At 55.2% G+C, this 24,871-nt stretch carries 24 protein-coding genes and 4 tRNA genes; all 28 read right to left on the bottom strand.

Annotation, left to right across the window (positions count from 1 at the left end; all coding sequences use genetic code 11):
- Nucleotides 1-3: 3 nt before the first annotated feature.
- Nucleotides 4-690, bottom strand: coding sequence for a 30S ribosomal protein S3 (gene rpsC / locus J5M57_RS09010; RefSeq protein WP_003176422.1), 687 nt, complete (start codon nucleotides 688-690; stop codon nucleotides 4-6).
- A gap of 13 nt (nucleotides 691-703) precedes the next feature.
- Nucleotides 704-1,036, bottom strand: coding sequence for a 50S ribosomal protein L22 (gene rplV, locus J5M57_RS09005; protein ID WP_003103908.1), 333 nt, complete (start codon nucleotides 1,034-1,036; stop codon nucleotides 704-706).
- Nucleotides 1,037-1,047: 11 nt separating this feature from the next.
- The gene (gene rpsS, locus J5M57_RS09000; protein ID WP_003228731.1) at nucleotides 1,048-1,323 is read right to left on the bottom strand and encodes a 30S ribosomal protein S19; all 276 of its coding nucleotides are present in this window, start codon (nucleotides 1,321-1,323) and stop codon (nucleotides 1,048-1,050) included.
- A gap of 16 nt (nucleotides 1,324-1,339) precedes the next feature.
- Entirely contained in the window at nucleotides 1,340-2,164 is an 825-nt protein-coding gene (gene rplB, locus J5M57_RS08995; protein WP_003228734.1) for a 50S ribosomal protein L2, read from the bottom strand.
- A 14-nt stretch (nucleotides 2,165-2,178) separates the two neighbouring features.
- A complete protein-coding gene (rplW, locus tag J5M57_RS08990; protein ID WP_002555488.1) occupies nucleotides 2,179-2,478 on the bottom strand; it encodes a 50S ribosomal protein L23 in 300 nt (99 codons plus the stop codon).
- A complete protein-coding gene (rplD, locus tag J5M57_RS08985) occupies nucleotides 2,475-3,077 on the bottom strand; it encodes a 50S ribosomal protein L4 (RefSeq protein ID WP_003228735.1) in 603 nt (200 codons plus the stop codon). The genes rplW and rplD overlap by 4 nt, the downstream gene beginning before the upstream one ends.
- Nucleotides 3,078-3,089: 12 nt before the next feature.
- A complete protein-coding gene (rplC, locus tag J5M57_RS08980; protein ID WP_003228738.1) occupies nucleotides 3,090-3,725 on the bottom strand; it encodes a 50S ribosomal protein L3 in 636 nt (211 codons plus the stop codon).
- A gap of 80 nt (nucleotides 3,726-3,805) precedes the next feature.
- Nucleotides 3,806-4,117, bottom strand: coding sequence for a 30S ribosomal protein S10 (gene rpsJ, locus J5M57_RS08975; protein WP_003186070.1), 312 nt, complete (start codon nucleotides 4,115-4,117; stop codon nucleotides 3,806-3,808).
- Between the two features lie 158 nt (nucleotides 4,118-4,275).
- On the bottom strand, nucleotides 4,276-5,469 hold the full coding sequence (gene tuf / locus J5M57_RS08970; RefSeq protein WP_095122212.1) for an elongation factor Tu: 1,194 nt from the start codon (nucleotides 5,467-5,469) through the stop codon (nucleotides 4,276-4,278).
- A gap of 31 nt (nucleotides 5,470-5,500) precedes the next feature.
- Nucleotides 5,501-7,606 (bottom strand): elongation factor G, encoded by a 2,106-nt coding sequence (gene fusA, locus J5M57_RS08965; protein WP_064589462.1) that lies wholly within the window; start codon nucleotides 7,604-7,606, stop codon nucleotides 5,501-5,503.
- A 30-nt stretch (nucleotides 7,607-7,636) separates the two neighbouring features.
- Nucleotides 7,637-8,110 carry a 30S ribosomal protein S7 gene (rpsG, locus tag J5M57_RS08960; protein WP_003228745.1) on the bottom strand — a complete coding sequence of 158 codons (474 nt, stop codon included), beginning with the start codon at nucleotides 8,108-8,110 and terminating at the stop codon, nucleotides 7,637-7,639.
- A 107-nt stretch (nucleotides 8,111-8,217) separates the two neighbouring features.
- Nucleotides 8,218-8,589 carry a 30S ribosomal protein S12 gene (gene rpsL / locus J5M57_RS08955; protein WP_003186084.1) on the bottom strand — a complete coding sequence of 124 codons (372 nt, stop codon included), beginning with the start codon at nucleotides 8,587-8,589 and terminating at the stop codon, nucleotides 8,218-8,220.
- A gap of 215 nt (nucleotides 8,590-8,804) precedes the next feature.
- Entirely contained in the window at nucleotides 8,805-13,004 is a 4,200-nt protein-coding gene (gene rpoC / locus J5M57_RS08950; protein WP_003228747.1) for a DNA-directed RNA polymerase subunit beta', read from the bottom strand.
- 63 nt (nucleotides 13,005-13,067) lie between these two features.
- Entirely contained in the window at nucleotides 13,068-17,141 is a 4,074-nt protein-coding gene (rpoB, locus tag J5M57_RS08945) for a DNA-directed RNA polymerase subunit beta (RefSeq protein ID WP_169843218.1), read from the bottom strand.
- Between the two features lie 221 nt (nucleotides 17,142-17,362).
- Complete coding sequence (gene rplL, locus J5M57_RS08940; RefSeq protein ID WP_003228750.1) at nucleotides 17,363-17,728, bottom strand: 50S ribosomal protein L7/L12; 366 nt, start codon at nucleotides 17,726-17,728, stop codon at nucleotides 17,363-17,365.
- Between the two features lie 74 nt (nucleotides 17,729-17,802).
- Complete coding sequence (gene rplJ, locus J5M57_RS08935; protein ID WP_003228752.1) at nucleotides 17,803-18,303, bottom strand: 50S ribosomal protein L10; 501 nt, start codon at nucleotides 18,301-18,303, stop codon at nucleotides 17,803-17,805.
- Between the two features lie 197 nt (nucleotides 18,304-18,500).
- Complete coding sequence (gene rplA, locus J5M57_RS08930) at nucleotides 18,501-19,196, bottom strand: 50S ribosomal protein L1 (protein ID WP_003228754.1); 696 nt, start codon at nucleotides 19,194-19,196, stop codon at nucleotides 18,501-18,503.
- A complete protein-coding gene (rplK, locus tag J5M57_RS08925) occupies nucleotides 19,196-19,627 on the bottom strand; it encodes a 50S ribosomal protein L11 (protein WP_003228756.1) in 432 nt (143 codons plus the stop codon). Before rplK ends, rplA begins: the two co-directional genes overlap by 1 nt.
- A gap of 117 nt (nucleotides 19,628-19,744) precedes the next feature.
- Nucleotides 19,745-20,278 (bottom strand): transcription termination/antitermination protein NusG, encoded by a 534-nt coding sequence (gene nusG / locus J5M57_RS08920; protein ID WP_064589464.1) that lies wholly within the window; start codon nucleotides 20,276-20,278, stop codon nucleotides 19,745-19,747.
- A gap of 9 nt (nucleotides 20,279-20,287) precedes the next feature.
- Nucleotides 20,288-20,656: a preprotein translocase subunit SecE gene (gene secE / locus J5M57_RS08915; protein ID WP_064589465.1), complete on the bottom strand. Its 369-nt coding sequence runs from the start codon at nucleotides 20,654-20,656 to the stop codon at nucleotides 20,288-20,290.
- Between the two features lie 45 nt (nucleotides 20,657-20,701).
- A tRNA-Trp gene (locus J5M57_RS08910) sits at nucleotides 20,702-20,777 on the bottom strand.
- 53 nt (nucleotides 20,778-20,830) lie between these two features.
- On the bottom strand, nucleotides 20,831-22,024 hold the full coding sequence (tuf, locus tag J5M57_RS08905) for an elongation factor Tu (RefSeq protein ID WP_095122212.1): 1,194 nt from the start codon (nucleotides 22,022-22,024) through the stop codon (nucleotides 20,831-20,833).
- A gap of 84 nt (nucleotides 22,025-22,108) precedes the next feature.
- A tRNA-Thr gene (locus J5M57_RS08900) sits at nucleotides 22,109-22,184 on the bottom strand.
- A gap of 26 nt (nucleotides 22,185-22,210) precedes the next feature.
- Nucleotides 22,211-22,284, bottom strand: a tRNA-Gly gene (locus tag J5M57_RS08895).
- Between the two features lie 23 nt (nucleotides 22,285-22,307).
- Nucleotides 22,308-22,392 (bottom strand) — tRNA-Tyr (locus J5M57_RS08890).
- 142 nt (nucleotides 22,393-22,534) lie between these two features.
- Nucleotides 22,535-22,972 (bottom strand): hypothetical protein, encoded by a 438-nt coding sequence (locus J5M57_RS08885; RefSeq protein ID WP_169843217.1) that lies wholly within the window; start codon nucleotides 22,970-22,972, stop codon nucleotides 22,535-22,537.
- Between the two features lie 7 nt (nucleotides 22,973-22,979).
- The gene (locus J5M57_RS08880) at nucleotides 22,980-23,729 is read right to left on the bottom strand and encodes a pantothenate kinase (protein ID WP_064589467.1); all 750 of its coding nucleotides are present in this window, start codon (nucleotides 23,727-23,729) and stop codon (nucleotides 22,980-22,982) included.
- Nucleotides 23,719-24,672: a bifunctional biotin--[acetyl-CoA-carboxylase] ligase/biotin operon repressor BirA gene (birA, locus tag J5M57_RS08875; protein WP_169843215.1), complete on the bottom strand. Its 954-nt coding sequence runs from the start codon at nucleotides 24,670-24,672 to the stop codon at nucleotides 23,719-23,721. The genes J5M57_RS08880 and birA overlap by 11 nt, the downstream gene beginning before the upstream one ends.
- Between the last annotated feature and the right edge of the window lie 199 nt (nucleotides 24,673-24,871).

Genomic DNA, 24,871 nt, shown 5'->3' with positions numbered 1-24,871 from the left:
CCCTTACTTAGCAGCTTTTTTACGAGGCGCTGGTGCTTGTGGTTTCAGCTCTTCTTGGCGACCACCAATTACTTCGCCTTTGAAGATCCAAACCTTTACACCGATCACACCGTAGGTGGTGTGAGCTTCGTAGTTGGCATAGTCGATGTCGGCACGCAGGGTGTGCAGTGGCACACGACCTTCGCGATACCATTCAGTACGTGCGATTTCAGCACCGCCGAGACGACCGCTCACTTGGATTTTGATGCCTTTGGCACCAATGCGCATGGCGTTCTGTACTGCGCGCTTCATAGCGCGACGGAACATTACGCGACGCTCCAGCTGCTGAGCTACGCTCTGCGCAACCAGCATACCGTCGAGCTCCGGCTTGCGGATCTCTTCGATATTGATGTGCACAGGCACACCCATTTGCTTGGTCAGGTCCTGACGCAGTTTCTCAACATCTTCACCTTTCTTCCCGATAACGATACCTGGACGAGCGGTGTGGATGGTGATGCGTGCAGTTTGGGCCGGACGATGGATATCGATACGGCTTACGGACGCGCTTTTTAGTTTGTCTTGGAGATACTCACGCACTTTCAGATCTGCGAACAAGTAGTCCGCATAAGTCCGACCGTCTGCGTACCAGACGGAGGTGTGCTCCTTGACGATTCCCAGGCGAATGCCAATGGGATGTACTTTCTGACCCATCTCTTCGACTCCGTTACTTGTCAGCAACCTTGACAGTGATATGGCAAGACCGCTTGACGATGCGATCAGCACGGCCTTTGGCACGTGGCATGATGCGCTTCAGCGAACGCCCTTCGTTGACGAAAACGGTGCTGACCTTCAGGTCATCAACGTCCGCGCCTTCGTTATGCTCGGCGTTGGCTACGGCCGACTCCAGCACTTTCTTCATGATCTCGGCGGCTTTCTTACTGCTGAAAGCCAACAGGTTGAGCGCTTCGCCCACCTTCTTCCCGCGGATCTGGTCGGCGACCAAGCGGGCTTTCTGGGCGGAGATTCGAGCGCCCGACAACTTAGCGGCTACTTCCATTTCCTTACCCCTTAACGCTTGGCTTTCTTGTCAGCCACGTGCCCACGATAAGTGCGGGTACCGGCGAACTCGCCCAGTTTATGGCCAACCATGTCTTCGTTCACGAGAACTGGGACGTGCTGACGGCCGTTGTGTACTGCGATGGTCAGACCGACCATTTGTGGCAGGATCATCGAACGACGCGACCAAGTCTTAATTGGTTTGCGATCGTTCTTTTCCGCCGCCACTTCGATCTTCTTCAGTAGGTGAAGATCAATAAAAGGACCTTTTTTCAGAGAACGTGGCACTGTCGTATCCCTCTATTTACTTGCGACGACGGACGATCATTTTGTCGGTACGCTTATTACCACGAGTCTTCGCGCCCTTAGTCGGGAAGCCCCATGGCGATACCGGATGACGACCACCAGAGGTACGACCTTCACCACCACCATGTGGGTGGTCAACCGGGTTCATGGCAACACCACGAACGGTTGGGCGAACGCCACGCCAGCGCTTGGCACCAGCTTTACCCAGCGAACGCAGGCTGTGCTCGGAGTTCGAGACTTCGCCCAGGGTCGCACGGCATTCAGCCAGGACTTTACGCATTTCACCGGAACGCAGACGCAGGGTAACGTACACGCCTTCACGAGCGATCAGCTGAGCCGAAGCACCAGCGGAACGAGCGATCTGTGCGCCTTTACCTGGCTTCAGTTCGATGCCGTGTACGGTAGAACCGACTGGAATGTTGCGCAGTTGCAGAGCGTTGCCTGGCTTGATTGGAGCCAGAGCGCCTGCGATCAGCTGGTCGCCAGCACTCACGCCTTTAGGGGCGATGATGTAGCGGCGCTCGCCGTCTGCGTAGCAGAGCAGTGCGATGTGAGCAGTACGGTTTGGATCGTATTCAATACGCTCGACAGTGGCGACGATGCCATCTTTGTCGTTGCGACGGAAATCGACCATACGATAATGCTGCTTATGACCACCACCGATGTGACGAGTGGTAATACGGCCATTGTTGTTACGACCACCAGTCTTCGATTTTTTCTCGAGCAGCGGTGCGTGAGGAGCGCCTTTATGCAGCTCCTGGTTGACCACCTTGACCACAAAACGGCGGCCAGGGGAAGTCGGTTTGCATTTAACGATTGCCATGATGCACCCCTTCCTTACTCAGCACTGCTGCTGAAATCGAGATCTTGGCCTGGCTGAAGGGAGATAACTGCCTTCTTCCAGTCATTACGCTTGCCCAGACCGCGAGCAGTGCGCTTGCTCTTACCCAGAACGTTCAGGGTAGTGACGCGCTCTACTTTCACGCTGAACAGGCTTTCGACGGCCTTCTTGATTTCCAGCTTGGTTGCATCAGTAGCAACCTTGAAAACGAACTGGCCTTTCTTGTCTGCCAGAACCGTAGCCTTCTCGGAAACGTGCGGGCCAAGCAGAACTTTAAATACGCGTTCCTGGTTCATCCCAGCAGCTCCTCGAATTTCTTCACGGCCGACACGGTGATCAACACCTTGTCGTATGCGATCAGACTAACTGGATCGGAACCTTGCACGTCACGTACATCTACGTGTGGCAGGTTACGAGCAGCCAGGTACAGGTTCTGATCAACAGCGTCCGACACGATCAAAACGTCGGTCAGGCTCATGTTGTTCAGTTTGCCCAGCAGATCTTTGGTTTTCGGAGTTTCAACAGCGAAATCCTGAACCACGACCAGACGATCAGTACGCACCAGCTCAGCAAGGATGGAACGCATTGCTGCGCGATACATCTTCTTGTTCAGCTTTTGGGAGTGATCCTGTGGACGAGCTGCGAAAGTGGTACCGCCGCCACGCCAGATTGGGCTACGGATAGTACCGGCACGAGCACGGCCAGTACCTTTCTGACGCCATGGGCGCTTACCGCCACCACGAACGTCGGAACGGGTCTTTTGCTGCTTGCTACCTTGACGGCCGCCGGCCATGTAGGCCACGACTGCTTGGTGAACCAGCGTCTCGTTGAACTCGCCGCCAAATGTCAGTTCGGAAACTTCGATCGCTTGAGCGTCATTTACATTTAATTGCATGTCAGCTTCCCCTTAACCGCGAGCCTTGGCTGCTGGACGTACAACCAGGTTGCCGCCAGTAGCGCCAGGAACAGCACCCTTGACCAACAACAGATTGCGTTCAGCGTCCACGCGCACTACTTCCAGGGACTGCACGGTCACGCGCTCAGCGCCCATATGACCGGACATTTTTTTGCCCTTGAATACACGACCAGGAGTCTGGCACTGGCCGATAGAGCCTGGGACGCGGTGGGATACGGAGTTACCGTGGGTGTTATCTTGCCCGCGGAAATTCCAACGCTTGATCGTACCCTGGAAGCCTTTACCCTTGGACTGACCGGTTACATCAACCAGTTGACCAGCGGCGAAGATTTCAGCGTTGATCAGATCGCCAGCCTGGTACTCGCCTTCTTCAAGACGGAATTCCATGGTGGTGCGACCAGCGGCAACGTTCGCTTTAGCGAAGTGGCCAGCTTGAGCTGCTGTTACACGCGAAGCACGACGCTCGCCGACAGTGACTTGCACTGCACGATAGCCATCGGTCTCTTCAGTTTTGAACTGGGTGACGCGATTCGGCTCGATCTCAATGACCGTGACCGGAATGGAGACACCTTCTTCGGTGAAAATACGGGTCATACCGCATTTACGACCGACTACACCAATAGTCATGTTGTAAACCTCATGAGTGTACGGGGCTTTCACCCGCTATGGCCGCCCATTTCAGAGCGTTACACGACTAAGACCGAGTCTTAGCCGAGGCTGATCTGCACTTCCACACCGGCCGCAAGATCAAGCTTCATAAGCGCATCAACGGTTTTATCCGTTGGCTGGACGATATCCAGAACACGCTTATGAGTGCGGATTTCGTACTGGTCACGCGCGTCTTTGTTGACGTGCGGGGAAACCAGAACGGTGAACCGCTCTTTACGGGTAGGCAGTGGAATTGGACCACGCACTTGAGCACCAGTACGTTTCGCGGTTTCCACGATTTCCTGGGTTGATTGGTCGATCAGGCGATGGTCAAAAGCCTTCAACCTGATACGGATTTGCTGATTTTGCATTGGATTTCAGACTCCGGCTGCTATTCCCACCGGGCGCAATACGCCCGTTAAAAGGAGGCGCAATTCTATAGACGCCCCAGATAGGTGTCAACCCAATAAAAAAGCCCCCGCTGAGCGGGGGCTTTTCCAATCCATCAAGCTGACTCTATAAAAGAGACTTACTCGATGATTTTGGCTACGACGCCAGCGCCGACGGTACGACCGCCTTCACGAATAGCGAAACGCAGACCATCTTCCATCGCGATGGTTTTGATCAGGGTAACAGTCATCTGAATGTTGTCACCTGGCATTACCATTTCAACGCCTTCTGGCAGCTCGCAGTTACCAGTCACGTCAGTTGTACGGAAGTAGAACTGTGGACGGTAGCCTTTGAAGAACGGAGTGTGACGACCGCCTTCTTCCTTGCTCAGAACGTAAACTTCTGCGGTGAACTTGGTGTGCGGCTTAACCGAACCCGGCTTAACCAGAACCTGACCACGCTCAACGTCGTCACGCTTGGTACCACGCAGCAGAACGCCGCAGTTCTCGCCAGCACGACCTTCGTCGAGCAGTTTGCGGAACATTTCAACACCGGTGCAGGTGGTGACAGTAGTGTCACGCAGACCAACGATTTCCAGCGGATCTTGAACGCGAACGATACCGCGCTCGATACGACCAGTCACAACAGTACCGCGACCCGAGATCGAGAATACGTCTTCGATTGGCATCAGGAATGGCTTGTCGATCATACGAACTGGTTCTGGGATGTAGCTGTCCAGAGTTTCAACCAGTTTCTTGACGGCAGTAGTGCCCATCTCGTTGTCGTCTTTGCCTTCCAGCGCCATACGAGCCGAACCGATGATGATCGGAGTGTCGTCGCCTGGGAAGTCATAGGTGGACAGCAGGTCGCGAACTTCCATCTCAACCAGTTCCAGCAGCTCTGCGTCGTCTACCAGGTCAGCCTTGTTCAGGAAAACCACGATGTACGGAACGCCTACCTGACGGGACAGCAGGATGTGCTCACGGGTTTGTGGCATCGGACCATCAGCGGCCGAGCAAACCAGGATAGCGCCGTCCATCTGAGCAGCACCGGTGATCATGTTCTTCACATAGTCAGCGTGACCTGGGCAGTCAACGTGAGCGTAGTGACGGATCAGCGAGTTGTACTCAACGTGAGCGGTGTTGATGGTGATACCGCGAGCTTTTTCTTCTGGAGCGCTGTCGATCTTGTCGAATTCAACTACGGCCGAACCGAAAACTTCGGAGCAGACGCGAGTCAGAGCAGCGGTCAGAGTGGTTTTACCATGGTCAACGTGACCGATGGTGCCAACGTTGACGTGCGGTAGGGAACGATCAAATTTTTCTTTAGCCACGACAATTAACTCCTAGCCTAAAGGGGCTGAATCAGCCTTGTTTTTTGGTTACGGATTCGACGATGTGCGACGGAGCCGTATCGTATTTTTTGAATTCCATAGAGTAGCTTGCGCGACCCTGAGACATGGAACGAACGTCGGTCGCATAACCGAACATCTCACCCAGTGGAACTTCGGCACGGATAACCTTGCCGGACACTGTGTCTTCCATACCCTGGATCATGCCGCGACGACGGTTAAGGTCGCCCATTACATCACCCATATAGTCTTCAGGCGTAACAACCTCTACCGCCATGATCGGCTCGAGCAACTCACCACCGCCCTTTTGGGCCAGTTGCTTGGTCGCCATGGAAGCAGCCACCTTGAACGCCATCTCGTTGGAGTCGACGTCGTGGTAAGAACCATCGAACACGGTAGCCTTCAGGCCGATCAGCGGATAGCCGGCAACAACGCCGTTCTTCATCTGCTCTTCGATACCCTTCTGGATAGCCGGGATGTATTCCTTAGGAACCACACCACCTACGACTTCGTTCACGAATTGCAGACCTTCCTGACCTTCGTCAGCAGGAGCAAAACGAATCCAGCAGTGACCGAACTGGCCACGACCGCCGGACTGGCGAACGAACTTGCCTTCGATTTCGCAGTTCTTCGTGATGCGCTCACGATAGGAAACCTGAGGCTTACCGATGTTGGCTTCGACGTTGAACTCACGGCGCATCCGGTCAACCAGGATGTCCAGGTGCAGCTCGCCCATGCCGGAGATGATCGTTTGACCAGTCTCTTCATCAGTTTTAACGCGGAAAGACGGGTCTTCCTGAGCCAGCTTGCCCAGAGCGATACCCATTTTTTCCTGGTCATCTTTGGTCTTAGGCTCAACGGCAACCGAAATAACCGGCTCCGGGAAGTCCATACGAACCAGGATGATTGGCTTGTCAGCGTTGCAGAGGGTTTCACCAGTGGTGACGTCCTTCATGCCGATCAGGGCCGCGATGTCGCCAGCGCGTACTTCCTTGATCTCTTCGCGGGCGTTTGCGTGCATTTGCACCATACGACCCACGCGCTCTTTCTTGCCTTTAACCGAGTTGATCACGCCGTCGCCGGAGTTCAACACGCCCGAGTAAACACGGACGAAGGTCAAGGTGCCCACGAATGGGTCGGTAGCGATTTTGAACGCCAGAGCAGCAAACGGCTCGTCATCACTTGCGTGACGCTCCATTTCCTCTTCCTCGTTATCAGGGTTGGAACCCTTGATCGCAGGAATATCGGTAGGAGCAGGCAGGAAGTCGATAACGGCGTCGAGAACCAGGGGAACGCCCTTGTTCTTGAACGAAGAGCCGCAAACAGCCAGAACGATTTCGCCGGCGATAGTACGCTGACGCAAAGCAGCTTTGATCTCTTCGATCGACAGCTCTTCGCCTTCCAGGTACTTGTTCATCAGCTCTTCGTTGGCTTCAGCAGCAGCTTCAACCATGTTGTTGCGCCACTCTTCGGCCAGCTCTTGGAGCTCAGCAGGAATGTCCTTGCGAACAGGGACCATACCTTTGTCAGAGTCGTTCCAGTAAACCGCCTGCATGTTGATCAGGTCGATCTGGCCCTGGAAGTTATCTTCCGAACCGATAGCCAGCTGGATCGGCACCGGAGTGTGACCCAGACGCTGTTTGATCTGACCGATCACGCGCAGGAAGTTGGCACCAGCACGGTCCATCTTGTTTACGTAAACAAGACGTGGAACGCCGTATTTGTTGGCTTGACGCCATACGGTTTCCGACTGCGGCTCAACGCCCGAAGTACCACAGAACACAACGACAGCGCCGTCGAGTACGCGCAGGGAACGTTCAACTTCAATGGTGAAGTCTACGTGGCCCGGGGTATCGATGACGTTGAAGCGGTGTTCGTGCGGGTACTGCTTCTCGGAACCTTTCCAGAAGGCGGTAATAGCAGCAGAAGTAATGGTAATACCACGCTCCTGCTCCTGCACCATCCAGTCTGTGGTCGCGGCGCCGTCATGCACCTCGCCCATTTTGTGACTTTTGCCGGTGTAAAAAAGGACGCGCTCGGTGGTGGTGGTTTTACCAGCATCCACGTGAGCGACGATACCGATGTTACGGTAGCGGCTAATCGGAGTAGTACGAGCCATAAAGCCCTCGCAAAATTAGTGAAGCTAAAATTAGAAGCGGTAGTGCGAGAAAGCTTTGTTAGCTTCGGCCATACGGTGCACGTCTTCACGCTTCTTAACAGCAGCACCTTTACCTTCAGCAGCATCCAGCAGCTCGCCAGCCAAGCGCAGAGCCATAGACTTCTCGCCACGCTTACGGGCGAAGTCTACCAACCAGCGCATTGCCAGAGCGTTACGGCGGGAAGGACGAACCTCGACCGGAACCTGGTAAGTAGCACCACCAACGCGGCGCGACTTCACTTCGACCAGCGGAGCGATGGCGTCGAGTGCTTTTTCGAAGAGTTCCAGGGGATCGGTGCCGGCCTTACGAGCCTTCACGGTTTCCAGGGCACCATAAACGATACGCTCGGCAACGGCTTTCTTGCCGCTTTCCATAACGTGGTTCATGAATTTGGCGAGGATCTGGCTTCCGTATTTCGGATCGTCCAGAATCTCACGCTTTGCTGCTACGCGACGTCTTGGCATGATAAGCCCTCAAGCGGTCTTCAGGTTAGCTCGGGACAGATCCAGTGGATGCGTGCCCGACCTTACTCTTATCGACTCAATAAAATGAAAATCTGCAAAACGGCCGATTACTTCGGACGCTTGGTACCGTACTTCGAACGACCCTGGTTACGGCCTTTAACGCCGGAAGTATCCAAGGAGCCGCGAACGGTGTGGTAACGAACACCTGGCAAGTCTTTTACACGACCGCCGCGGATCAGTACCACGCTGTGCTCTTGCAGGTTGTGGCCTTCACCACCGATGTACGAGGAAACCTCGAAACCGTTGGTCAGACGCACACGGCATACTTTACGCAGTGCCGAGTTAGGTTTTTTCGGCGTGGTGGTGTACACACGGGTGCACACGCCACGACGTTGCGGGCAGTTCTGCAGCGCAGGCACGTCGGATTTCTCGACGATACGCTTACGCGGCTGACGTACCAGCTGGTTGATAGTTGCCATCTACTAGCTCCACTGTTGTCTTGCGACGCTATTGTCTTGCAAGAAAAGCAAAATGGCAGGAACGGATTCCCGCCAAATTTAGGGGATCAAGAGTCTAAAGAGGATCTTGTCCCCAGTCAAGGCAAGGCCCCGACCTCCCCGCCCGTCGAACCTTGACAATTTGTCTCGATTCGACGAACGGAGCGATCAGGGCCTCAGCTCATTTACCGCAGAACTCAGTTACCGCTCGAGTTCAGCGCTTCGGTCAGTGCAGCTTCCACTTCACTGGCGCTTACGCGCAACGGTTTGTCAGCATCACGGCGACGCTTGCGCTCGCTGTGATAAGCCAGACCGGTACCGGCCGGGATCAGACGACCCACGACCACGTTTTCTTTCAGGCCGCGCAGGTAATCGCGCTTGCCGGTGACTGCCGCTTCGGTCAGTACGCGGGTGGTTTCCTGGAAGGAAGCCGCCGAGATGAACGATTCGGTGGACAACGACGCCTTGGTGATACCCAGCAGAACGCGAGTGAACTTGGAGACAAACTTGTCTTCCGCGCTCAGACGCTCGTTCTCTACCAGTACGTGAGTCAGTTCCATCTGGTCGCCCTTGATGAAGCTGGAATCGCCGGACTCGGAGATCTCAACTTTACGCAGCATCTGACGCAGGATGGTCTCGATGTGCTTGTCGTTGATCTTCACGCCTTGCAGACGATAAACGTCCTGGATCTCGTTCACGATGTACTTGGCCAGCGCGCTCACACCCAGCAGACGCAGGATGTCGTGCGGATCGCTTGGACCGTCGGAGATAACTTCGCCGCGGTTTACCTGTTCGCCTTCGAACACGTTCAGGTGACGCCACTTCGGAATCAGCTCTTCGTACGGATCGCTACCGTCGTTCGGGGTGATAACCAGACGGCGCTTGCCTTTGGTCTCTTTACCGAACGCGATGGTGCCGCTGACTTCAGCCAGAATCGACGCTTCTTTCGGACGACGAGCTTCGAACAAGTCAGCAACACGCGGCAGACCACCGGTGATGTCACGAGTCTTCGAAGTTTCTTGCGGGATACGAGCGATAACATCACCGATCGCAATCTTCGCACCGTCCGCAACACCGACCAGGGCGTTGGCTGGCAGGAAGTACTGAGCGATAACGTCAGTGCCTGGCAGCAACAGATCCTTGCCGTTGTCGTCGACCATCTTCACTGCAGGACGAATTTCCTTGCCGGCAGCTGGACGATCTTTCGCGTCGAGTACTTCAATGTTGGTCATACCGGTCAATTCGTCAGTCTGACGCTTGATCGTGATGCCTTCTTCCATGCCCACGTAGGTCACGGTACCTTTCATTTCAGTAACGATCGGGTGAGTGTGCGGATCCCACTTGGCCACGATTGCGCCAGCGTCGACCTTGTCACCTTCTTTAACCGAAATCACGGCACCGTACGGCAGCTTGTAACGCTCACGCTCACGACCGAAGTCATCAGCGATTGCCAGCTCACCGGAACGGGAAACAGCAACCAGGTGGCCATCCACACGCTCAACGTGCTTCAGGTTGTGCAGACGGACGGTACCGCCATTCTTCACCTGAACGCTGTCGGCTGCGGACGTACGGCTTGCCGCACCACCGATGTGGAACGTACGCATCGTCAGCTGGGTACCCGGCTCACCGATGGACTGGGCAGCGATAACGCCGACCGCTTCACCGATGTTCACCTGGTGACCACGAGCCAGGTCACGGCCGTAGCACTTGGCGCAAATGCCGTAGCGGGTTTCGCAGCTGATCGGCGAACGCACGATCACTTCGTCGATGCTGTTCAGCTCGATGAACTCGACCCACTTCTCGTCTACCAGAGTACCGGCAGGAACGATGACGTCCTCGGTGCCTGGCTTGAATACGTCACGGGCAATAACACGACCCAATACGCGCTCACCCAACGGTTCTACAACGTCACCGCCTTCAATGTGCGGAGTCATCAACAGACCGTGTTCGGTGCCGCAATCGATCTCGGTTACAACCAGATCCTGCGCCACGTCTACCAGACGACGAGTCAGGTAACCGGAGTTCGCAGTTTTCAACGCGGTATCCGCCAGACCTTTACGAGCACCGTGAGTCGAGATGAAGTACTGGAGTACGCTCAGACCTTCACGGAAGTTCGCAGTAATCGGCGTTTCAATGATGGAACCGTCCGGCTTGGCCATCAGACCACGCATACCGGCCAGCTGACGAATCTGTGCTGCGGAACCCCGCGCACCCGAGTCGGCCATCATGTACATCGAGTTGAAAGACTCTTGGTCGACTTCGTTGCCGTGACGGTCGATGACTTTCTCTTTCGAGAGGTTGGCCATCATCGCCTTGGAAACTTCGTCGTTCGCTTTCGACCAAAGGTCGATCACTTTGTTGTACTTCTCGCCCTGGGTTACCAGGCCGGAGGCGTACTGGCTCTCGATCTCTTTCACTTCGTCGGTGGCTGCACCGATGATGCGGGCTTTTTCGTCCGGGATAACGAAGTCGTTAACACCGATGGAAACGCCGGAGATGGTCGAGTAAGCGAAACCGGTGTACATCAACTGGTCAGCGAAGATCACGGTCTCTTTCAGACCAACCACGCGGTAGCACTGGTTGATCAGCTTGGAGATCGCCTTTTTCTTCATCGGCAGGTTGACGACGTCGTACGACAGACCTTTTGGCACAACCTGGAACAGCAGCGCACGGCCGACGGTGGTGTCGACGATACGGGTACCGCTCACGCTGTTGCCGTCACGGTCGTTGACGGTTTCGTTGATACGTACTTTAACCTTGGCGTGCAGTGCGGCTTCGCCGGCACGGAACACACGGTCAACTTCCTGCAGATCCGCGAATACACGACCTTCGCCTTTGGCGTTGATCGCTTCACGGGTCATGTAGTACAGACCCAATACAACGTCCTGCGACGGAACGATGATCGGCTCACCGTTGGCTGGCGACAGAATGTTGTTGGTCGACATCATCAACGCTCGCGCTTCGAGCTGGGCTTCCAGCGTCAGCGGTACGTGCACGGCCATTTGGTCGCCGTCGAAGTCGGCGTTGTACGCGGCGCAGACCAGCGGGTGCAGCTGAATAGCCTTACCTTCGATCAGTACCGGTTCAAACGCCTGGATACCCAGACGGTGAAGGGTCGGTGCACGGTTGAGAAGAACCGGGTGTTCGCGAATCACTTCAGCGAGAACATCCCAAACCTCTGGCAGTTCGCGCTCGACCATTTTCTTGGCCGCTTTGATGGTGGTCGCCAGACCACGCATTTCCAGCTTGCCGAAAATGAACGGTTTGAACAGCTCGAGAGCCATCTTCTTCGGCAGACCGCACTGGTGCAGACGCAGGGTCGGGCCTACGGTAATTACCGAACGACCGGAGTAGTCAACACGCTTACCGAGCAAGTTCTGACGGAAACGACCCTGCTTACCCTTGATCATGTCAGCCAGGGATTTCAGAGGACGCTTGTTCGAACCAGTGATAGCGCGGCCACGACGACCGTTGTCGAGCAGTGCATCGACCGCTTCCTGCAACATACGCTTTTCGTTGCGCACGATGATGTCCGGAGCGGACAGATCCAGCAGGCGCTTCAAACGGTTGTTACGGTTGATCACTCGACGATACAGATCGTTGAGGTCGGAAGTCGCGAAACGACCGCCGTCCAGCGGGACCAGTGGACGCAGATCTGGCGGCAGAACCGGCAGAACGGTCAGCACCATCCACTCTGGCAGGTTGCCGGAGCCCTGGAAGGCTTCCATCAACTTCAGACGCTTGGACAGCTTCTTGATCTTGGTTTCGGAGTTGGTTTGCGGAATTTCTTCGCGCAGACGGCCAATCTCGTGCTCCAGGTCGATAGCGTGCAGCAGTTCACGGACAGCTTCAGCACCCATGCGGGCGTCGAAGTCGTCACCGAACTCTTCCAGTGCTTCGAAGTACTGCTCGTCGTTCAGCAGCTGACCTTTTTCAAGGGTAGTCATGCCTGGATCGATAACGACATAGCTCTCGAAGTAGAGAACGCGCTCGATATCACGCAGGGTCATGTCCATCAGCAGGCCGATACGGGACGGCAGCGATTTCAGGAACCAGATGTGGGCAACCGGCGAAGCCAGTTCGATGTGCGCCATGCGCTCACGACGAACCTTGGCCAGTGCAACTTCAACGCCGCACTTCTCGCAGATCACACCACGGTGCTTCAAGCGCTTGTACTTACCGCACAGGCACTCGTAATCCTTTACCGGGCCAAAGATCTTGGCGCAGAACAGACCGTCACGCTCAGGTTTGAACGTACGGTAGTTGATGGTTTCCGGCTTTTTAACTTCACCGAACGACCACGAGCGGATCATCTCAGGCGAGGCCAATCCGATACGGATGGCGTCGAACTCTTCGACTTGACCCTGGTTTTTCAGCAAATTCAGTAGGTCTTTCAAGGCCTTTCCTCCTGGCGGAGCAGAGAGCGGGCAATCCTGCCCCGCTCTCGATCGCGTCACGTGTTATTCGGTTTCCAGATCGATATCGATGCCGAGGGAACGAATTTCCTTGATCAACACGTTGAAAGACTCGGGCATGCCCGGCTCCATACGGTGATCGCCATCCACGATGTTTTTGTACATCTTGGTACGGCCGTTCACATCGTCCGACTTCACTGTGAGCATTTCTTGCAGAGTGTAAGCAGCACCGTATGCTTCCAGTGCCCAGACCTCCATCTCCCCGAAACGCTGACCACCGAACTGCGCCTTACCACCCAGCGGCTGCTGGGTAACCAGGCTGTACGAACCGGTAGAACGGGCGTGCATCTTGTCGTCTACCAAGTGGTTCAGCTTCAGCATGTACATGTAGCCAACGGTAACTGGACGCTCGAACTTGTTGCCGGTACGGCCATCAGTCAGCTGCATCTGGCCGCTTTCCGGCAGGTCTGCCAGTTTCAGCATGGCCTTGATTTCGCTTTCCTTGGCACCGTCGAACACTGGGGTGGCCATTGGAACACCGCCACGCAGGTTCTTCGCCAGATCCAGGATTTCCTGATCGGAGAAGCTGTCCAGATCTTCGTTACGACCGCCGATCTGGTTGTAGATCTCGTCCAGGAAGGTGCGCAGTTCAGCGACTTTACGCTGCTCTTCGACCATCCGGTTGATCTTCTCGCCCAGACCTTTGGCCGCGAGGCCCAGGTGGGTCTCAAGGATCTGACCAACGTTCATACGCGAAGGTACGCCCAGCGGGTTGAGGACAACATCGACCGGGGTGCCATTGGCATCGTGCGGCATGTCTTCAACCGGCATGATCACGGAGACCACACCTTTGTTACCGTGACGACCGGCCATCTTGTCGCCCGGCTGGATGCGACGACGGATTGCCAGGTAAACCTTGACGATTTTCAGCACGCCTGGAGCCAGGTCATCGCCCTGCTGCAGTTTGCGCTTCTTGTCTTCGAACTTGTCGTCCAGCAGACGGCGACGATCAACGATGTAAGCCTGAGCCTTCTCGAGCTGCTCGTTCAGCGCATCTTCAGCCATGCGCAGTTTGAACCACTGACCATGCTCAAGACCGTCGAGAACTTCGTCGGTGATGTCCTGACCTTTCTTCAGACCGGCACCGCCTTCAGCCTTGTGGCCTACCAGAGCGGAGCGCAGACGTTCGAAGGTCGCGCCTTCAACGATACGGAACTCTTCGTTCAGATCCTTGCGGATCTCGTCCAGCTGGGACTTCTCGATCGACAGAGCACGAGCGTCACGCTCAACGCCGTCGCGGGTGAAGACCTGTACGTCGATGACAGTACCTTTGGTGCCGGTTGGCACGCGCAGGGAGGTGTCTTTAACGTCGCTGGCTTTTTCACCGAAGATCGCACGCAGCAGTTTTTCTTCCGGAGTCAGTTGGGTCTCGCCTTTCGGAGTGACCTTACCCACCAGGATGTCGCCTGCGCCTACTTCAGCACCTACGTAAACGATACCGGCTTCGTCCAGCTTGTTCAGTGCAGCTTCACCCACGTTAGGGATGTCCGCAGTGATTTCCTCTGGGCCAAGCTTGGTGTCACGGGCCACACAGGTCAGTTCCTGAATGTGGATCGTGGTGAAACGATCTTCCTGAACCACACGCTCGGACAGGCAGATGGAGTCTTCGAAGTTGAAGCCGTTCCATGCCATGAACGCGATGCGCATGTTCTGACCCAGCGCCAGTTCACCCATGTCGGTGGACGGGCCGTCGGCCATGATGTCGCTACGCTGAACGCGATCACCCTTGCTCACCAGCGGACGCTGGTTGATGCAGGTGTTCTGGTTCGAGCGGGTGTACTTGGTCAGGTTGTAGATGTCGACACCCGCTTCGCCGGGTTCAACTTCGTCATCAGCAACACGAACCACGATACGGCTGGCATCAACGGAGTCGATCACGCCGCCACGACGAGCCACGACGCAAACGCCGGAGTCGCGAGCCACGTTACGCTCCATGCCGGTACCTACCAGCGGCTTGTCAGCGCGCAGGGTTGGTACAGCTTGACGCTGCATGTTCGAACCCATCAACGCACGGTTGGCGTCGTCGTGCTCGAGGAACGGAATCAGCGACGCTGCAACCGAAACTACCTGCTTCGGCGAAACGTCCATCAAGGTGACTTCTTCAGGCGCCTTGACGGTGAATTCGTTCAGGTGACGTACGGCTACCAGTTCGTCGATCAGGACTTTCTGGTCGTTCATGGTCGCCGAAGCCTGCGCGATCACGTGATCGGCTTCTTCAATGGCGGACAGGAACACGATCTCGTCGGTGACCACACCCTCTTTCACAACACGGTACGGGCTTTCCAGGAAGCCGTACTGGTTGGTGCGAGCGTAAGCAGCCAGGGAGTTGATCAGACCGATGTTCGGACCTTCCGGCGTTTCAATCGGGCATACACGACCGTAGTGAGTCGGGTGTACGTCACGGACTTCAAAGCCTGCGCGCTCACGAGTCAGACCACCAGGGCCGAGTGCAGACACACGACGCTTGTGGGTAATCTCAGACAGCGGGTTGTTCTGGTCCATGAACTGCGAGAGCTGGCTGGAACCGAAGAACTCTTTCACCGCCGCAGCCACTGGCTTGGCGTTGATCAGGTCTTGCGGCATCAGGCCTTCGCTTTCAGCCATCGACAGACGCTCTTTGACCGCACGCTCAACACGCACCAGACCAACGCGGAACTGGTTCTCGGCCATCTCGCCTACGCAGCGAACACGACGGTTACCCAGGTGGTCGATGTCATCGACGATGCCTTTACCGTTACGGATGTCGACCAGAGTCTTCAGTACCGCGACGATGTCTTCCTTGCACAGCACGCCCGAACCTTCGATCTCGGTACGACCGATACGACGGTTGAACTTCATCCGGCCGACCGCAGACAGGTCATAGCGCTCAGGGCTGAAGAACAGGTTGTTGAACAGGGTTTCGGCAGCGTCTTTGGTTGGCGGCTCGCCTGGACGCATCATGCGATAGATCTCGACCAGCGCTTCCAATTGGTTGCTGGTGGAGTCGATCTTCAGCGTATCGGAGACGAACGGACCGCAGTCGATATCGTTGGTGTACAGGGTTTCGATGCGAACAACGCCAGCCTTGGCGATTTTCGCCAGGACTTCGGTCGACAGCTCGGTGTTGCACTCTGCCAGGATTTCGCCGGTGGCCGGATGCACGATGACCTTGGCGGTGGTGCGACCCAGGACGTAGTCCAGCGGCACTTCCAGGGTCTTGATACCGGCTTTTTCGATCTGGTTGATGTGGCGCGCGGTAATACGGCGACCAGCTTCAACGATGACCTTGCCCTTCTCGTCCTGAATATCCAGAACTGCAATTTCACCACGCAGGCGCGAAGGCACCAGTTCCAGGCTGAGGGTTTCGCCGCTCAGGTGGAAAACGTTTGTGGTGTAGAACGCGTCCAGCACTTCTTCAGTGGTGTAACCGAGCGCGCGCAGCAGTACCGAGGCCGGCAGCTTGCGACGACGGTCGATACGCACGAATACGCAGTCTTTCGGGTCGAACTCGAAGTCCAGCCACGAACCGCGGTAAGGAATGATGCGCGCGGAGTACAGCAGTTTGCCGGAGCTATGCGTCTTGCCGCGGTCGTGGTCGAAGAACACGCCCGGGGAACGGTGCAGCTGGGAAACGATTACACGCTCGGTACCGTTGATTACGAAGGTACCGTTCTCAGTCATCAATGGGATTTCGCCCATGTAGACTTCTTGCTCTTTGATGTCCTTGATCGCTTTGTTCGACGATTCTTTGTCGAAAATGATCAGGCGCACTTTTACCCGCAAAGGTACGGCGAAAGTTACACCGCGCAATACGCATTCTTTGACATCAAATGCCGGTTCGCCCAGGCGATAACCGACGTACTCCAGCGCAGCATTGCCGGAGTAGCTGATGATTGGGAAAACGGATTTGAAGGCCGCATGCAGGCCCACGTCGCGGAACTGATCTTTAGTCGCTCCCGCTTGCAAGAATTCACGATACGAATCCAGCTGGATGGCCAGGAGGTACGGCACATCCATGACGTCCGGCAACTTGCTAAAGTCCTTGCGGATACGTTTTTTCTCAGTATATGAGTAAGCCATCAGCGTTCCCCAGCTTGGTCACCTGCTTGTTTGGCCCCTCCCGACGGGAGCAGCCAGAAAATCGTGCAAACCCCATGGTTTGCGCCACCGCATCGGGTGGTTACAGCGCCTTTATCAGCACCGACCCAGTCGGCTGCCAATAACGGAAAAAGGCCGGTGGCAAGAGCCACCAGCCATCAGCCTGTCGCTTGACGCTCGGGCTGGAGGAGCAAAGTCGATACTTATTTCAGTTCGACTTTAGCGCCTGCTTCTTCCAGCTTCTTCTTAGCGTCTTCAGCAGCTTCTTTCGAAACGCCTTCAGCTACAACCTGAGGAGCGCCGTCTACTTTCTCTTTGGCTTCTTTCAGGCCCAGACCGGTCAGTTCACGAACTGCCTTGATCACGTTAACCTTCTTCTCGCCAGCTTCCAGCAGAACAACGTTGAACTCGGTTTGCTCTTCAACAACAGCGGCAGCAGCAGCTGGACCAGCCGAAGCGGCAGCAGCGGTAACACCGAAGGTTTCTTCCATCGCTTTGATCAGCTCAACGATTTCCACTACGGATTTCTGGCCGATTGCTTCGATGATTTGTTCGTTAGTCAGAGACATGACTCAATTCCTGAATTGGGGGACGGCCTACGCGACCATCGAAATAAACAAAAAACGCGAGAAGTTGACGAGCCTTAGGCTGCAGCAGCTTCTTTCTGGTCGCGAATTGCCGCCAGAGTACGAGCCAATTTGCTGGTAGCGCCTTGAATCACGCTCATCAGCTGAGAAATTGCTTCGTCACGGGTCGGCAGAGTTGCCAGTACGTCGATCTGATTAGCTGCGAGGAACTTGCCCTCGAACGCAGCTGCCTTGATCTCGAACTTATCCTGACCCTTGGCAAACTCTTTGAAGATACGGGCAGCAGCGCCCGGATGTTCGTTCGAGAATGCAATCAGGGTCGGGCCGGTGAACACGTCGTTGAGAACACTGTATTCAGTGTCAGCAACAGCGCGCTTGAGCAGGGTGTTACGTACAACACGTACGTAAACGCCAGCTTCACGAGCCTCTTTACGGAGTCCGGTCATTGCGCCTACTGTTACGCCACGGGCATCAACCACGACAGCGGACAGAGCGACTTTGGCAGCCTCGTTGACTTCAGCGACGATGGCCTTCTTGTCTTCGAGATTAATTGCCACGGGTTTAACTCCTGCTTGTTACCGTTTCACTCGGTCGAAACCGAATGTCGTTTTGGTGTCTGATTCGGTAAGGAACCGGGAGCACCATCTGCGTAGGCTTGTGGTTTAAGGCTTGCGCCGCCTACGGTCTTGGATAGCCCCCGCCAGGCAGGGACCCCAATCTTTCAATTGGCGCGAATAATCGCGCCAACCTTGTCTTACGCGTCCAGCGAGCTCTGGTCGATAACCAGACCTGGGCCCATAGTGGTGCTCAGGGTAACGCGCTTGACGTAGATACCTTTCGAGGAAGCTGGCTTGATACGCTTCAGATCAGCGATCAGGGCTTCAACGTTTTCCTTCAGCTTGACGGCATCGAAGCCGATCTTGCCAACGGAAGTGTGGATGATGCCGTTTTTGTCGGTGCGATAACGAACCTGACCAGCCTTGGCGTTTTTAACCGCGGTGGCTACGTCTGGAGTAACGGTGCCGACTTTCGGGTTAGGCATCAGGCCACGTGGACCGAGGATCTGACCCAACTGACCTACAACGCGCATGGCATCCGGGGATGCGATGACTACGTCATAGTTCAGGTCGCCGCCTTTCATTTCGGCAGCCAGGTCGTCCATACCTACACGGTCAGCGCCGGCAGCCAGAGCGGCTTCAGCAGCTGGACCCTGGGTGAAGACAGCAACGCGAACGGTCTTGCCAGTGCCGTGTGGCAGCACAGTAGCGCTACGAACGACTTGGTCGGATTTACGCGGGTCTACGCCCAGGTTTACAGCAACGTCAAACGACTCGCTGAACTTGACAGTCGACAGCTCGGCCAGCAAAGCAGCGGCGTCTACAATGTTGTAGGCCTTGCCTGCTTCGATTTTGCCGGCGATAGCCTTTTGACGCTTGGTCAGCTTAGCCATTACACACCCTCCACGTTAAGGCCCATGCTACGAGCAGAACCGGCGATAGTACGCACGGCTGCATCCATATCAGCTGCAGTCAGATCCGCGTTTTTGGTTTTCGCGATTTCTTCCAGCTGAGCACGGGTAACAGTGCCAACCTTAACGGTGTTCGGACGAGCGGAACCGCTGGTCAGACCGGCCGCCTTCTTCAGCAGAACCGAAGCAGGGGTGGATTTGGTTTCGAAAGTGAAGCTACGGTCGCTGTAGACAGTGATGATCACTGGAGTCGGCAGACCTGCTTCAAGACCCTGAGTACGGGCGTTGAAGGCCTTGCAGAATTCCATGATGTTCACGCCGTGCTGACCCAGAGCAGGACCAACAGGTGGGCTTGGGTTAGCCTGAGCGGCCTTCACTTGCAGCTTGATGTAAGCGGTAATCTTCTTGGCCATGAGGCACTCCAATTACGGGTTCTAACGCCTCGAAAGGCTCCCCGGTTACTTGCGCGTTTATCCCAGTGACGACAAAACCCCACAGCCTAGGGCTGCGGGGTTGGGATGCTTGCTCAGTTAGACCTTCTCGACCTGACTGAACTCCAGCTCCACCGGAGTAGAGCGACCGAAAATGAGAACTGCCACCTGGACACGACTCTTTTCGTAATTAACTTCTTCGACAGTGCCGGTAAAGTCAGCGAATGGACCGTCATTAACACGAACCATCTCACCCGGCTCAAACAGAGTCTTCGGCTTCGGCTTGTCGCTGCCATCAGCAACACGACGCAGAATAGCTTCCGCCTCTTTATCGGTAATTGGCGCAGGCTTGTCGGCGGTACCGCCAATGAAGCCCATCACCCGAGGAGTATCCTTGACCAAGTGCCAAGTACCCTCGTTCATATCCATCTGTACCAGCACATAACCTGGGAAGAACTTGCGCTCGCTTTTGCGTTTCTGGCCATTACGCATTTCAACCACTTCTTCAGTGGGAACCAGAATTTCGCCGAAGCCATCTTCCATGCCAGCCAGCTTTACGCGCTCAATCAGCGAGCGCATGACATGCTTCTCGTAACCCGAGTAAGCATGCACAACGTACCAACGCTTAGCCACGGGACACCCTTAGCCGACAATCAAGGAAACAAGCCAGCCGAGCAGGGAATCAAGACCCCACAACAGCAACGCCATAACCAGAACAACAGCCACAACAATCAACGTGGTCTGCGTGGTTTCTTGGCGAGTTGGCCATACGACTTTACGAATCTCGGTGCGAGCTTCCTTAACCAGTACAAAGAAAGACTTGCCCTTCGCTGTTTGCAGGCCTACAAAGGCAGCTACAGCAGCAATAACAAGCAAAGCGAGTACGCGGTACAGGATCGGCGAAGCAGCGTAATACTGATTGCCAACAACGCCAACAACCACCAAAGCGACTACTACAAGCCACTTGAGCAGATCGAAGCGAGAGCCTTGAGCTTCAGCTTTAGGAGTCATCTATGAAGATCCTGTGAAAAGAAAGCCAGACACACCGAGTGAATCTGGCAGGTCAGGAGGGAATCGAACCCCCAACCTACGGTTTTGGAGACCGTCGCTCTGCCAATTGAGCTACTGACCTAAAACAAAATCAGGCCGACCATTATGCCGGCCTGAAAAATACATTACAACCGATTATTCGATGATTTTAGCTACGACGCCAGCGCCGACGGTACGACCGCCTTCACGAATAGCGAAACGCAGACCATCTTCCATCGCGATGGTTTTGATCAGGGTAACAGTCATCTGAATGTTGTCACCTGGCATTACCATTTCAACGCCTTCTGGCAGCTCGCAGTTACCAGTCACGTCAGTTGTACGGAAGTAGAACTGTGGACGGTAGCCTTTGAAGAACGGAGTGTGACGACCGCCTTCTTCCTTGCTCAGAACGTAAACTTCTGCGGTAAACTTGGTGTGCGGCTTAACCGAACCCGGCTTAACCAGAACCTGACCACGCTCAACGTCGTCACGCTTGGTACCACGCAGCAGAACGCCGCAGTTCTCGCCAGCACGACCTTCGTCGAGCAGTTTGCGGAACATTTCAACACCGGTGCAGGTGGTGACAGTAGTGTCACGCAGACCAACGATTTCCAGCGGATCTTGAACGCGAACGATACCGCGCTCGATACGACCAGTCACAACAGTACCGCGACCCGAGATCGAGAATACGTCTTCGATTGGCATCAGGAATGGCTTGTCGATCATACGAACTGGTTCTGGGATGTAGCTGTCCAGAGTTTCAACCAGCTTCTTGACGGCAGTAGTGCCCATCTCGTTGTCGTCTTTGCCTTCCAGCGCCATACGAGCCGAACCGATGATGATCGGAGTGTCGTCGCCTGGGAAGTCATAGGTGGACAGCAGGTCGCGAACTTCCATCTCAACCAGTTCCAGCAGCTCTGCGTCGTCCACCAGGTCAGCCTTGTTCAGGAAAACCACGATGTACGGAACGCCTACCTGACGGGACAGCAGGATGTGCTCACGGGTTTGTGGCATCGGACCATCAGCGGCCGAGCAAACCAGGATAGCGCCGTCCATCTGAGCAGCACCGGTGATCATGTTCTTCACATAGTCAGCGTGACCTGGGCAGTCAACGTGAGCGTAGTGACGGATCAGCGAGTTGTACTCAACGTGAGCGGTGTTGATGGTGATACCGCGAGCTTTTTCTTCTGGAGCACTGTCGATCTTGTCGAATTCAACTACGGCCGAACCGAAAACTTCGGAGCAGACGCGAGTCAGAGCAGCGGTCAGAGTGGTTTTACCGTGGTCAACGTGACCAATGGTCCCTACGTTGACGTGGGGCAGGGAACGATCAAATTTTTCCTTAGCCATCGATAACACCCTCAACAGAAGAATTAGACGAACAATATCTACCATTAAAACAAAGGCAGATATTTTCATATCTGCCTTGTTATATGGAGCTCTTGAGCGGATTTGAACCGCTGACCTCACCCTTACCAAGGGTGTGCTCTACCAACTGAGCTACAAGAGCGTAAAACTTTGCACAACCTGCAAACTTGGAGCGGGTAGCGGGAATCGAACCCGCATCATCAGCTTGGAAGGCTGAGGTTCTACCACTAAACTATACCCGCGGAGCTTGCAGCTCACGCTAAAATGGTGGAGGGGGAAGGATTCGAACCTTCGAAGTCGTAGACGTCAGATTTACAGTCTGATCCCTTTGGCCGCTCGGGAACCCCTCCTAAGCGAGCCGGCATTCTATACTATGCCGACCTTCTGTCAAGCATTTTCTCATTAAAAACCTGAGGTTAGCTGCGTTGACACTGCTCCGCTTTGACAACCTGTTTAGGTGTTCGCTGTGGAGCGGGCGCCATTCTATGCAAACTATTCCAACGGTGCAACCCCTTCACACAGCATTATTTTATGTTTTAACTCATTGAATTCGTTGGAAAGGTTCTGCAACTGCGCATCCCCCAATAAACGCTGGCTTTCGGGCGAAATGCGCAACCAGTAACCGGGCTCTGGAAGATCCTTTTGCTGTGCGTGAGCCTTCACATTCATGGCCAACAGCCGCTGCTGCAACGCAGAAACACTCTCCTCTCGAGTCAGACCACCCAAGAACAGACAATCCTGCCCCGGGCGTTGAGCCCCCCGCCCTTCTCGAGGATCGCCACTGGCCTCACTCAGCAGGCGAATGTCTTGCTGAGATCCACGGTACATGCTGAGAGGCGTGACATCTTTTGCACGCAAGGGCGCTTCCTGCTGATGCCAGACGTAATAGAACACATTGAGAACAACAAGCAGCAGGAACAACCAACGCATACAAACCTCAAGATAAAGGACACGCCATGGCCAACCCCACAAAAACCAGATCAGGGACGATACGGGCACCAGGGACGACATCTGCAACCAACCCGGAATCGCCGCCTGTAATGAAGACGGTAAAGCCCTCTCCCCAATAGGAACGAGCCAATTCCATCTGGGTCAGGACAAAACCTCTCAACATCAACGAACACCCACGCTCCACTGCCTCAACAGTACTGCGCCCCGGGGCATAACTCGTCAGAGCCCGCTCGGCCGCCAAATCTCCGTATCGGATATTGCGAGTGTGCGTGCGCAATTGATTACGCATCAATGGCAACCCCGGACAGATGAACCCTCCCAGGTGCTCCCCATTGGCATCGATAAAGTCCGCCGTTACGGCAGTGCCGAAATCCAGAATCAGGCATGCGCCCGCGGCCAAGTGAAAACCACCCAACATTGCCAGCCAACGATCAAGACCTAAACGCTCATAGTCGTCATAGCCATTCCGCACGCCAGACATTTCACTTGCTGGCTTGGCACACACCACCGATACGCCGAACGTCTGTTCGAGAATTTGCGTCAATGCCGCAGTTTCTTCACCAGTCCTGACACTGACCAAGCGGCAATTTCGTAGCGAAAGACCATCAAACGCAAGAAGGCTATCCACCAGAGACTGATCAGAGTCGACAACCCCCTCCGCGAAAAGCCCTCCGGCTGCCGTGTTCAAAACCCGCCATTTGATAAAGCTGTTCCCGCAGTCGAGCTCAAGAATCATCACGCAACCTCAGGCTCAGCTCACCGCCACTAAATACTTTCTCCACGCCATCCACCTTCAAGCGCAGCGCACCCTGTCCATCGATACCGAGCACTACGCCCTCTATATGATTAGCGCCGGCAATCAACGAAACCGGCCGACCTTGCCACATATGATCCTTTTCCCACTCCTCCTGGAGCGCCGAAAAGCCATCGACCTGATGGCGCTGGATGTAGCTGCGCAACTGCTCGCTTAGTTCTGCTACCAATACGTTGCGATCGCAGCCTTTACCCGTCTCGAGCCGAATGGAAGTCCATTGCTGATCGACCTCATCAGCAACCTGCATGTTCACGTTAACGCCTATACCCAGCACCACGTGACAAACATCAGCAGGATCCCCTACGAGCTCCAGAAGAATACCGGCAATTTTCTTGTTTCCGACCAATACGTCGTTGGGCCACTTCAATCCAGCGCCTGATACTCCCAGCTTTCGCAGGGCATGCATGACCGCCAGACCAACCACAAGACTCAGCCCCTCAAGCTGGCGCATGCCACCATCAATACGCAGAACCAGGCTGTAGTAGAGATTTTCTGCAAAGGGGCTTACCCACTTGCGCCCCCTGCGCCCTCGACCGGAAATTTGTCGCTCTGCCAATACCAGGAACGGCGCCGCTCGACCTTGATTGATCGCGCGCAACGCCTCTGCATTAGTGGAGTCAATGGAATCAAAGACCGTCATCGGCCAAACCGGGGCCATCGCGCCAATGCTGAGAGGATCGAGCAATGTCAAGGGCGCGGCCAGTTGATAGCCTCGGCCCCGGACCTTATTAATGGACAACCCGAGCTCAGCCTCAAGATGCTGAAGCTGCTTCCATACAGCGCTTCGACTGATACCCAGGGCAAGCCCCAGAGCCTGGCCAGAATGGAATCGACCATCCTTCAAGAGATTCAACAACGTCAGCATGCAGGTCTCGCCTCACAATGAGGCCCGAATAATAGCCATGAGCCGGGCGATTGCATAGAAATCAAGCAACCCACTTTCCTGCGGGCAAAACAAAACCCCAACTGCTTTCGCAATTGGGGTTTCGGAATTTAATCTTGACGATGACCTACTCTCACATGGGGAAACCCCACACTACCATCGGCGATGCATCGTTTCACTT

The organism is Pseudomonas sp. 86_A (assembly GCF_017491705.1).
GTDB lineage: Bacteria > Pseudomonadota > Gammaproteobacteria > Pseudomonadales > Pseudomonadaceae > Aquipseudomonas > Aquipseudomonas koreensis.
This window is presented reverse-complemented; position numbering and strand designations above follow the sequence as displayed.

What these genes read in the sequence shown, in the direction of transcription:
- rpsC (WP_003176422.1), bottom strand. Translation starts at nt 690, where the DNA reads ATGGGTCAGAAAGTACATCCCATTGGCATTCGCCTGGGAATCGTCAAG.
- rplV (WP_003103908.1), bottom strand. Translation starts at nt 1,036, where the DNA reads ATGGAAGTAGCCGCTAAGTTGTCGGGCGCTCGAATCTCCGCCCAGAAA.
- rplB (WP_003228734.1), bottom strand. Translation starts at nt 2,164, where the DNA reads ATGGCAATCGTTAAATGCAAACCGACTTCCCCTGGCCGCCGTTTTGTG.
- rplW (WP_002555488.1), bottom strand. Translation starts at nt 2,478, where the DNA reads ATGAACCAGGAACGCGTATTTAAAGTTCTGCTTGGCCCGCACGTTTCC.
- rplD (WP_003228735.1), bottom strand. Translation starts at nt 3,077, where the DNA reads ATGCAATTAAATGTAAATGACGCTCAAGCGATCGAAGTTTCCGAACTG.
- rplC (WP_003228738.1), bottom strand. Translation starts at nt 3,725, where the DNA reads ATGACTATTGGTGTAGTCGGTCGTAAATGCGGTATGACCCGTATTTTC.
- rpsJ (WP_003186070.1), bottom strand. Translation starts at nt 4,117, where the DNA reads ATGCAAAATCAGCAAATCCGTATCAGGTTGAAGGCTTTTGACCATCGC.
- fusA (WP_064589462.1), bottom strand. Translation starts at nt 7,606, where the DNA reads ATGGCTCGTACTACTCCGATTAGCCGCTACCGTAACATCGGTATCGTC.
- rpsG (WP_003228745.1), bottom strand. Translation starts at nt 8,110, where the DNA reads ATGCCAAGACGTCGCGTAGCAGCAAAGCGTGAGATTCTGGACGATCCG.
- rpsL (WP_003186084.1), bottom strand. Translation starts at nt 8,589, where the DNA reads ATGGCAACTATCAACCAGCTGGTACGTCAGCCGCGTAAGCGTATCGTC.
- rpoB (WP_169843218.1), bottom strand. Translation starts at nt 17,141, where the DNA reads ATGGCTTACTCATATACTGAGAAAAAACGTATCCGCAAGGACTTTAGC.
- rplL (WP_003228750.1), bottom strand. Translation starts at nt 17,728, where the DNA reads ATGTCTCTGACTAACGAACAAATCATCGAAGCAATCGGCCAGAAATCC.
- rplA (WP_003228754.1), bottom strand. Translation starts at nt 19,196, where the DNA reads ATGGCTAAGCTGACCAAGCGTCAAAAGGCTATCGCCGGCAAAATCGAA.
- rplK (WP_003228756.1), bottom strand. Translation starts at nt 19,627, where the DNA reads ATGGCCAAGAAGATTACCGCTTACATCAAGCTGCAAGTGAAGGCCGCT.
- secE (WP_064589465.1), bottom strand. Translation starts at nt 20,656, where the DNA reads ATGACTCCTAAAGCTGAAGCTCAAGGCTCTCGCTTCGATCTGCTCAAG.
- tuf (WP_095122212.1), bottom strand. Translation starts at nt 22,024, where the DNA reads ATGGCTAAGGAAAAATTTGATCGTTCCCTGCCCCACGTCAACGTAGGG.
- J5M57_RS08885 (WP_169843217.1), bottom strand. Translation starts at nt 22,972, where the DNA reads ATGCGTTGGTTGTTCCTGCTGCTTGTTGTTCTCAATGTGTTCTATTAC.
- J5M57_RS08880 (WP_064589467.1), bottom strand. Translation starts at nt 23,729, where the DNA reads ATGATTCTTGAGCTCGACTGCGGGAACAGCTTTATCAAATGGCGGGTT.
- birA (WP_169843215.1), bottom strand. Translation starts at nt 24,672, where the DNA reads ATGCTGACGTTGTTGAATCTCTTGAAGGATGGTCGATTCCATTCTGGC.